This is a genomic window from Paraburkholderia sp., assembly GCF_035948235.1.
Lineage (GTDB): Bacteria > Pseudomonadota > Gammaproteobacteria > Burkholderiales > Burkholderiaceae > Paraburkholderia.
Genome location: NZ_DASZJJ010000321.1, coordinates 57,063 through 63,091, shown reverse-complemented (window position 1 = coordinate 63,091; position 6,029 = coordinate 57,063). Strand labels below are relative to the sequence as shown.

Below are 6,029 nucleotides of genomic sequence, written 5' to 3'. Positions count from 1 at the left end.
CTGCCTTCCGAGCAGTAGACGAGCGTCTTGTTCGGGATGCTGCCCTCGGCATGCGCGAGCGGGCTGCCTGCAATCGATGCCGCTGCGAGCGTCACGAGAGACGTCATTCGTGCAGCTCGCAACAGTTTGTTTTCTTTCATGTTTCCTCCAGTTCGGTGCCGGCCGTAGCCAGCGTAGCGCGATCTTACAAGAGCGGGGGCTGGACTCACAAGGTAGCCAAAAAGGCCCGTCTCTCGTGGAAAACGCCTGCTTGACAGGCTTGCGCAAGCCCGCCTTTGGCGCATTTTTCGTCGTTATTACTTGGCGCTGTCTCCTCCTTTTTGCGGCGCTCCGGCTGCTTTGGCGCGGGTTGGGGGCCGCGGTATCGCCTGTTTTGCCGCTGCGTGGGAATTTTTGACCGCGGTTGCACGAAATTCGCGCGGTAATTCACGTGATTGTCAGCGTTCGGGTTCGCGTGGAGGCCGCCGCCCGACACGGCGCTCAGGGGCTGCGCAAGCGCTGCGCCAGCCCCCCGATCAGTCGAATAGCTGACTCGGGCGCACGGTTATTTCACGCGAGGTCAGACTCGCGGCGCTCGCACCAGTCGCGCCACATCAGACGGTATGCCGCTTCCATGTTGCGGGCGAAACGCGGTGCATCCATCAGCGGCGAAGCCTGCAGGCGTGCGCGCAATGAGGCGTGCAGCGCGGCCAGGCGCGGCAGATCGCGAGCGAGCGCGATGACGATTTCCGCGTATTGCGCGTCGTCGTGCGCGGCGAGTTCCAGCAAGCCGAGATTGGCGAGCAGCGACAGCCCCCCACGCCCCGCTGCCACGCGACCCACGCGCGTGGGCACCGGCACGCCCATCCAGAAAGCATCGAGGCTGGTCGTGTGGCCGTTAGCAGGAAAGGTGTCGAGCGCGATGTCGACCTGCGCCCAGGTGCGCAGATAGTCCTCGCGCGCCTGGAAGCCCACAAAGCGCACGCGGCCCGCATCGATGTCATGCGCAGCCAGTTTCGCCAGAATGCGCTCGCGCGCAGAGCCGGGCGGCGCCATCAGCACAAGGCGCGAGTCGGGCAGCGCCGCCAGCACCGGCGCCCATTGCGCGAAGGTGCCGTCGGTGAGCTTGCAGGGGTTGTTCAGGCAGCCAAACGTGATCTGACCTGCCGTGAGCGCCGGCAGCGCGCTCACGGGCTGCGGCGCTTCGAGCGGCGCGTAGCACCAGAACGCATCAGGCAGACGCAGCGAGCGTTCGCTGTATTGCTCGTCGATACCGGGCACGTTCAACGGATCGAGCCACGGATCGGTGATCCGCCAGCCAGTCGCCGGGCTGCCCGTCGTGCCGGGATAAGCGAGCCACGCGACCTGCACCGGCGCGGGCCGCCGCGCGAACAGCGCGCGCCGCGTGTTGGCCATATGCATGGTGAGATCGACGAGGACGTCGATGCCGTCGTCGCGGATCTGCTGCGCAAGGCGCGCGTCGTCCAGGTCGCGCACGTCGCGCCAGTGATCGCACAACGCGGCGAGCCGCTGCGTGACCGCGTCGGGCTGTGCGCTCGAATAAGCGAAGATCTCGAAGGCCGCGTGGTCATGCTGCGCAAACACCGGCAGCGTGAAGAGTGCCTGGCAGTGGGTGCGGAAATCCGGCGAGACATAACCGATGCGCAGCCGCCGCGACGGGTCCGGCACATTCGCGTGACGCGCCGGCACGGCCAGATAGGGTGCGTCGTGGCATGCAGCATAACGCTCGGCTTCGACGCGCAGCGCCATGCCGTCTTCGGTGGCGAACAACCCGGCAAAGACGAGGTTGGAGTGCGCGTTTGAGTTGTCCGGCTGATAGTCGACTGCGCGCCGGTAGGCGTCGAGCGCCGCGTCGATATCGCCCGCCGCCTTGAGCGCGTTGCCGTAGTTGGCCCATACGTCGGCCAGCGTCGGGCGCAATGCGATGGCGCGCGCGAATGCGTCCAGCGCACCGTCAGCGTCGTTCTGGTCGACGAGAACGTTGCCGTAGTTGTTCCACGCGCCCGCTTGCCCAGGCGACAAGGCCAGCGCACGCTCCAGCGCGCTCCTGGCTTCCTCCACGCGGCCGACATGACGCAGCAGGCTGCCTAGATTCGTCAGTAGATCGACGGAATCCGGCGCGAACGTGCATGCGTGTTCCAGCAGCGCCAGCGCCTGGGATCTGTGATTAGCCTTGATGAAAACGTTGGCCAGATTGTTCCAGGCGCCGATGTGGCGCGGGTCGAGTTCGATCGCGCGACGCAATTCGGCTTCAGCGCGCGGGAGATCGCCCAGCGCGAGCAGCAGGCTGCCGTAGTTGTAGTGCGCCACGCTATAAGCCGGATCAAGCGCCACGACACGCTCCAGCATGGCAACGGCGCGCTCGCGTTCCCCGCGCGCATCGTAGAGATTGGCCAGATTGTTGAGCGCCTGCGTGAAATCGGGCTGCAACGCCAGCGCGCGGTTCAGCGCGGCGATAGCCCGGTCGGTTTGCACGTCGCCGCCGAAAGTGAGCGCAAAGTTCACGAGAAAATGCGGATCTTCGCGCAGCGCGAGGGCGCGCTCGATCAGCGTGCGGGCAGCCAGGTTGTCGCGTCCGAGTTCAAGCACGCCGGCCATATGCAGGGCATCGGCGTCGTGCGGATTGGCTTCGAGCAGTTGTGCACAACAGCGGCGCGCCTCGTCATGTTCGCCGCTGTGCCACGCGGCAAGCGCGTCAGCAAGGGTAAGTGCGGGAGTCTGGACGGAAGCAGCAGCAGGATCGTGAGCGCGAGAGGACGTCATGTGAGCGGCCCGCATCGGCTGGAAAAACGGTAGCGCGACCAGGCTATCGGGAATAGATAACCTTCGATTATCGGCACCGTCTCGTAAGTTCCATCTTGATACCTGTCAAACCTCCGTCAGACAAGCATCAGACAACCATCAGGCAACTTTGCGTCAGCCATAAAAAAACCGCGCGGCCCGAAACTCCGGGAACCGCGCGGTTCGTCTGCATCAGGGAAGCGACGCAATCAGAGCGCCAGCCGCTCGCAGATCGATTTGGTCGCACCCGCCGCGTTGAGCGTGTAGAAGTGCAGACCGGGCGCGCCCGCATCGACAAGACGGCGGCACAGGTCCGTCACCACGTCGAGGCCGAACGCGCGGATCGATTCGCGATCGTCGCCATAGCTTTCCAGGCGCTTCGCGACCCAGCGCGGCACTTCCGCGCCGCACATTTCCGAGAAGCGCATGAGCTGCGTGTAGTTCGTGATCGGCATGATGCCGGGCACGATCGGGATATCGACGCCGAGCTTTTTCGCGTCTTCGACGAAGCGGAAATACGCATCCGCGTTGAAGAAGTACTGCGTGATCGCCGAGTCCGCGCCCGCCTTTACCTTCTGCGCGAACGCTTCCAGATCGTGACGCGGCGAGCGCGCCTGCGGGTGATATTCCGGATAAGCGGCCACCTCGATATGGAACGCGTCGCCGGTTTCCTCGCGGATAAAGGCGACCAGATCCGACGCGTAGCGCAGCTCGCCCATCTCGCCCATGCCCGAAGGCAGGTCGCCGCGCAGCGCCACGATGTGACGGATGCCATGCGAGCGGTACTGGCTCAGGATGTCGCGCAGGCTGTCGCGCGTAGCGCCGATGCACGACAGGTGCGGCGCCGCATCGACGCCTTCCTTGGCGATTTCGGCCACGGTGTCGAGCGTGCCCTGCTGCGTCGAGCCGCCCGCGCCGAAAGTCACCGACACGAAGCGCGGTTTGTGCATGAGCAGTTGCGCACGCGTGGCGCGCAGCTTCTCGACGCCTTCCGCGGTCTTCGGCGGGAAGAATTCGAATGAGAGTTCGATCGGTTTCATGATCGCTTTTCTTGATAAGCAGGCCGAAGCGCGAGGCCTCGGCCATGCGTGCGTCAGCCGAGGCTGCGGTTGCCGAAGATCAGCGCCGACAGCAGCCACGAGACGATGCTGTAGAGGATCGAGCCAAAGAACGCCGACCAGAATCCCGACACCTCGAAGCCCTTGAGCAGCGACGCGGCCAGCCAGAAGCACAGCGCGTTCACCACGAGGATGAACAGGCCGAGCGTGAGGATGGTCACGGGCAGCGTCAGCACGATGAGCACCGGGCGCAGCACGGCGTTGATGAGGCCGAGCACGAGCGCGACGATGAGCGCGGTGCCAAAGCTGCGCACGTGGATCGACGGTACGAGCCACGTGATGATCAGCAGCGCGAGCGCATTGACAAGCCAGGTGAGCAGTACGGTCATGGATAGGTCCTCTTTCCTCTTGCGTCGTGGTTATGCGGTGCGCCCGCGCACGTTAAAAATAGCGCGCGGGCGTGTGCACAGCATCGGGCCGGTCGCTTAAAGGTGGCTTAAAAAATCGGGCCACCTCGTAGCGCTTTTGTATCGAGCCGTAACGACGCGCTTAGTAGCGGTAGTGATTCGGCTTGAACGGACCGTTCTTTTCCACGCCGATGTACGAAGCCTGTTCGTCGGACAGCACGGACAGATTCGCGCCGATGCGCGCCAGGTGCAGACGCGCGACCTTTTCGTCGAGGTGCTTGGGCAGCACGTAGACCTTGTTCTCGTACTTCTGGCCTTCGCAGAACAGTTCGATCTGCGCGAGCGTCTGGTTCGTGAACGAGTTCGACATCACGAACGACGGGTGGCCCGTGGCGCAGCCCAGGTTCACGAGGCGGCCTTCGGCCAGCAGGATCACGCGCTTGCCGTCCGGGAAGATGATGTGGTCGACTTGCGGCTTGATGTTGTCCCACTGGTACTGGCGCGTCGACGCAACGTCGATTTCCGAGTCGAAGTGGCCGATGTTGCAGACGATCGCGTTGTGGCGCATCGCCTTCATGTGGTCATGGCCGATCACGTGGAAGTTGCCGGTGGCCGTCACGAAGATGTCGGCCTTGTCGGCGGCGTATTCCATCGTCACGACGCGGTAGCCTTCCATCGCAGCTTGCAGCGCGCAGATCGGATCGATTTCCGTGACCCACACGGTTGCGCCCAGACCGCGCAGCGATTGCGCGCAGCCCTTGCCCACGTCGCCGTAACCTGCGACCACGGCGATCTTGCCCGCGATCATCACGTCGGTCGCGCGCTTGATGCCGTCCACGAGCGATTCGCGGCAGCCGTACAGGTTGTCGAACTTCGACTTGGTGACCGAGTCGTTGACGTTGATGGCCGGGAACGGCAGGCGGCCTTCCTTTTCCATCTGGTACAGGCGATGCACGCCCGTGGTGGTTTCTTCGGTCACGCCCTTGATGTGCGACAGGCGCGTCGAGTACCACGTCGGGTCGATGTCGAGGTGCTTTTCGATCGACTTGTACAGCGCGACTTCTTCTTCGTTCGTGGGCTTGGCGATGACCGAGCGGTCCTTTTCAGCCTTGGCGCCCAGGATCAGCAGGAGCGTGGCGTCGCCGCCGTCGTCCAGGATCATGTTGGCGAATTCGCCGTTCGGCCATTCGAAGATGCGGTGCGAGAACTCCCAGTATTCGTCGAGCGATTCGCCCTTGAATGCGAACACCGGCGTGCCGCCCTGCGCGATCGCAGCAGCAGCGTGATCCTGGGTCGAGAAGATGTTGCACGAAGCCCAGCGCACGTCGGCGCCCAGAGCCGTCAGCGTTTCGATCAGCACGCCCGTCTGGATCGTCATGTGCAGCGAACCTGCGATGCGCGCGCCCTTGAGCGGCTGCTGCGCCTTGTATTCTTCGCGGGTCTGGACGAGGCCGGGCATTTCGGTTTCGGCGATATCGAGTTCCTTGCGGCCCCAGGCGGCAAGCGACATATCGGCGACGACGAAATCGTTGGCTTGATCTTGCGGAATTGCGGCGTTCATCACGCCCTCCTTTCTAAAAGTGACTAGAAATTAAAGACGTGAGCGCCGTTTTTTCAGTGCGGTCGACTCACGAATGATGCGTGAAAGCCAACCGTATTGAGCACCTTCGAGCCTGGCGGATTGGAGAAACCCGTCGCAACGCTCCTCGAAGACGAGGCGTGATTGTAGCAAAACACGCTGACAGCCGCGCGACGGACTGGTCATGCCGCCGCATGACTGCGC

4 protein-coding genes and 1 riboswitch are annotated in these 6,029 nt (G+C 63.7%); all 4 genes read right to left on the bottom strand.

Annotated elements, in window-relative coordinates; translation table 11 throughout:
* Positions 1 to 549: 549 nt before the first annotated feature.
* Positions 550 to 2,763: a tetratricopeptide repeat protein gene (locus tag VG320_RS28565; protein WP_327203414.1), complete on the bottom strand. Its 2,214-nt coding sequence runs from the start codon at positions 2,761 to 2,763 to the stop codon at positions 550 to 552.
* A gap of 227 nt (positions 2,764 to 2,990) precedes the next feature.
* Positions 2,991 to 3,821: a methylenetetrahydrofolate reductase [NAD(P)H] gene (gene metF, locus VG320_RS28560; RefSeq protein WP_327203413.1), complete on the bottom strand. Its 831-nt coding sequence runs from the start codon at positions 3,819 to 3,821 to the stop codon at positions 2,991 to 2,993.
* 53 nt (positions 3,822 to 3,874) lie between these two features.
* A complete protein-coding gene (locus tag VG320_RS28555) occupies positions 3,875 to 4,228 on the bottom strand; it encodes a phage holin family protein (protein ID WP_322048714.1) in 354 nt (117 codons plus the stop codon).
* Between the two features lie 160 nt (positions 4,229 to 4,388).
* The gene (ahcY, locus tag VG320_RS28550; RefSeq protein WP_327203412.1) at positions 4,389 to 5,807 is read right to left on the bottom strand and encodes an adenosylhomocysteinase; all 1,419 of its coding nucleotides are present in this window, start codon (positions 5,805 to 5,807) and stop codon (positions 4,389 to 4,391) included.
* 33 nt (positions 5,808 to 5,840) lie between these two features.
* Positions 5,841 to 5,960, bottom strand: a riboswitch (S-adenosyl-L-homocysteine riboswitch).
* Positions 5,961 to 6,029 lie beyond the last annotated feature (69 nt).